Origin of the sequence: Streptomyces sp. NPDC007162 (assembly GCF_040634175.1) — a bacterium.
Classification (GTDB): Bacteria; Actinomycetota; Actinomycetes; order Streptomycetales; family Streptomycetaceae; genus Streptomyces.
Genome location: NZ_JBEYFC010000763.1, coordinates 1 through 3,248, shown reverse-complemented (window position 1 = coordinate 3,248; position 3,248 = coordinate 1). Strand labels below are relative to the sequence as shown.

The 3,248-nt window shown below is 71.2% G+C and carries 3 protein-coding genes and 1 pseudogene; 3 read left to right on the top strand and 1 reads right to left on the bottom strand.

Translation table 11 applies throughout. From position 1 onward, the window contains the following. Nucleotides 1-73: 73 nt before the first annotated feature. The 3 genes and pseudogenes from ABZ646_RS43520 to dnaK form a co-directional block, all read left to right on the top strand. Nucleotides 74-469 (top strand): annotated as a pseudogene (locus ABZ646_RS43520) (hypothetical protein); the annotation flags it as partial. A 57-nt stretch (nucleotides 470-526) separates the two neighbouring features. Further along, nucleotides 527-952, top strand: coding sequence for an OsmC family protein (locus ABZ646_RS43515; protein ID WP_360532445.1), 426 nt, complete (start codon nucleotides 527-529; stop codon nucleotides 950-952). A gap of 136 nt (nucleotides 953-1,088) precedes the next feature. Then, on the top strand, nucleotides 1,089-2,939 hold the full coding sequence (gene dnaK / locus ABZ646_RS43510) for a molecular chaperone DnaK (protein WP_360532441.1): 1,851 nt from the start codon (nucleotides 1,089-1,091) through the stop codon (nucleotides 2,937-2,939). Between the two features lie 13 nt (nucleotides 2,940-2,952). Here dnaK and ABZ646_RS43505 read toward each other — a convergent pair. Further along, nucleotides 2,953-3,248, bottom strand: a 296-nt coding sequence (locus ABZ646_RS43505; RefSeq protein WP_360532438.1) for a molecular chaperone TorD family protein, incomplete at its 5' end; no start/stop codon positions are given.

Here is a 3,248-nt window from a genome sequence, read left to right as displayed (position 1 = left end):
GTGACCGAGACCGCCCGCGTCCTGCGCCACCTGGCCCTTCAGTCCGCGGGCCAGTGCGGTCCCTGCCTCAACGGCCCGCTGCACCTTCGGCGTGGTCCTCGACACCTCCGGCTCCATGGACCGCACCCTGCTCGGCAAGGCGCTCGGTGCCATCGCCTCCTACGCCGAGGCCCGGGACGTCCCGGCCGCCCGGGTCGTCTTCTGCGACGCGGCACCCCACGACGCCGGCTACCTGCCGGCCACCGAGATCGCGGGCCGGGTCCGCGTGCACGGGCGTGGTGGCACGATTCTGCAGCCCGGCATCGACCTGCTGCACCGCGCCGACGACTTCCCGCCCGCCGCGCCGGTCCTGGTGATCACCGACGGCTGGTGCGACGTGCTGCGGGTCCGCCGCGAACACGCCTACCTGATCCCCGAGGGCGCCCGCCTGCCCTTCAGCGCGAGGGGGCCGGTCTTCCGCGTGCGCTGAGCCCGGATGTGATCGGATGGGGGCTGCGAACCGGTCCACCCGCCGAAAGGAACAACCGTGGCTACCACGCGTACCGCACACACCGTCTGGGAAGGCAGCCTGACCGAGGGCAACGGTGTCATCACCTTCGACTCCTCCGGCATCGGCGAGCAGCCGGTCACCTGGGCCTCCCGCTCCCAGGAGGCCAACGGCAGGACCAGCCCGGAGGAGCTGATCGCGGCCGCCCACTCCAGCTGCTTCTCCATGGCGCTCTCGCACGCCCTGGCCGGTGCCGGCACCCCGCCCACCAAGCTGGTCACCAACGCCGACGTCACCTTCCAGCCGGGCACCGGCATCACCGGCATCCACCTGACCGTCGAGGGCACCGTCCCCGGCCTCGACGAGGACGGCTTCGCCGCCGCCGCCGAGGACGCCAAGAAGAACTGCCCGGTCAGCCAGGCCCTGACCGGCACCACCATCACCCTGTCGGCGAAGCTCGCCTGACCGTCGTGTCCCCGTCCGGTGCCGTGTCCCCGTCCGGGGGCACGGCACCGCCGTTCCCGGGGTACCCGGCATTGACAACGGCCCGCTCAGGTTTTGTGCTGGAGACGAGGCGGCGCCCGGGCGGAAGGGGACGGACATGGCACGTGCGGTCGGGATCGACCTCGGTACGACGAACTCGGTGGTGGCCCTGCTGGAGGGCGGTGAGCCCACGGTCGTCGCCAACGCCGAGGGGGCCCGCACCACCCCGTCGGTGGTGGCCTTCGCGAAGAACGGTGACGTGCTGGTCGGCGAGGTCGCCAAGCGGCAGGCGGTGACGAACGTGGACCGCACCGCCCGCTCCGTGAAGCGGCACATGGGCGACGCGCACTGGCGGTTCCCGGAGAGCGGGTCCGTGGACGGCACCCGCTACCGCGCCCAGGAGCTGTCGGCGCGGGTGCTGCAGAAGCTCAAGCGGGACACCGAGGCCTACCTCGGCGAGGACGTCACCGACGCGGTCATCACCGTACCCGCGTACTTCGACGACTCGCAGCGGCAGGCCACCAAGGAGGCCGGGGAGATCGCCGGCCTGAAGGTGCTCCGGATCATCAACGAGCCGACCGCCGCCGCGCTCGCCTACGGCCTCGACCGCGGCGAGGAGCAGACGGTCCTCGTCTTCGACCTGGGCGGCGGCACCTTCGACGTGTCGCTGCTGGAGATCGGCGACGGTGTGATCGAGGTCAAGGCCACCAACGGCGACACGCACCTCGGCGGCGACGACTGGGACCAGCGGATCGTCGAGCACCTCGTGAAGCGGTTCAAGGGGCAGTACGGCATCGACCTCGGCAACGACAGGATGGCGCTGCAGCGGCTGCGGGAGGGCGCCGAGAAGGCCAAGATCGAGCTGTCGTCCGCCACCGAGACCTCGGTCAACCTGCCGTACATCACCGCGTCCGCCGAGGGGCCGCTGCACCTGGACGAGAAGCTGACCCGCGCCCAGTTCCAGGAGCTCACGGCGGACCTGCTGGACCGCTGCAAGAAGCCGTTCCACCAGGCCGTCAAGGACGCCGGGGTGCAGCTGTCGGTGATCGACCACGTCATCCTCGTCGGCGGCTCCACGCGGATGCCCGCCGTCACCGACCTGGTGAAGGAACTCACCGGCAAGGACCCGCACAAGGGCGTCAACCCGGACGAGGTCGTGGCGGTCGGGGCGGCCCTGCAGGCCGGTGTCATCCGCGGTGACGTGAAGGACGTGCTGCTGCTCGACGTCACCCCGCTGTCCCTGGGCATCGAGACCAAGGGCGGCATCATGACCAGGCTCATCGAGCGCAACACGACGATCCCGACCCGGCGTTCGGAGATCTTCACGACCGCGGCGGACAACCAGCCCTCCGTCGGCATCCAGGTCTACCAGGGCGAGCGTGAGATCGCCGCGTACAACAAGAAGCTGGGCGTCTTCGACCTCACGGGGCTGCCGCCGGCGCCGCGCGGTGTGCCGCAGATCGAGGTGGCCTTCGACATCGACGCGAACGGGATCATGCACGTCTCGGCGAAGGACCTGGCCACCGGACGCGAGCAGAAGATGACCGTGACCGGCGGTTCGGCGCTGCCCAAGGACGACATCGACCGCATGATGCGGGAGGCCGAGCAGTACGCCGAGGAGGACCACAGGCGCCGGGAGGCCGCGGAGGCCCGGAACCAGGCCGAGCAGCTCGTGTACCAGACCGAGAGCTTCCTGCGGGACAACGGCGACCGGGTGGCGGGGGAGACCAGGACCGAGGTGGAGTCGGCGGTCGCGGATCTCAAGCGGCTGCTGGCGGAGAACGCGGAGACGGCCGCCCTGCGCAACGGGGTGGAGAAGCTCGCCACGGTCAGCCAACGGATGGGCCAGGCCATGTACGCGTCGGCCGCCGCCGGCGGTCCGGCCGAGGAACAGCGGGCACCGGAAGCCGAGGAGGAGGGCGTGGTGGACGCGGAGATCGTGGACGACGAGAAGGGCTCGGCCGGCTGACCACCGCCGGCGCTCAGTCCTGGGCGACCGGCAGGGTGGCGCAGACCGCGTCCAGGACGCACGCGTACGGCGTGCCGACGTCGGTCAGCCGGCAGCGCAGTCGCTCCAGGCAGGCGCGGTGCTCGGTGAGCAGGCCCGTGTCTCCGGTGCGGGCCGTGAACTCCAGCACGGCCGGCAGGAAGTCGGGCAGTTCCGCTCCGGTGAACTCGATGCCGTACTCCTTGTAGACGTCCTCGAACCGGACCAGGGCCATGTCCCGGCGACCGGTGTCGCCGTCCTGCCACCGGCTGAGGTAGAGGCTGTGCCGGT

What these genes read in the sequence shown, in the direction of transcription:
- dnaK (WP_360532441.1), top strand. Translation starts at nt 1,089, where the DNA reads ATGGCACGTGCGGTCGGGATCGACCTCGGTACGACGAACTCGGTGGTG.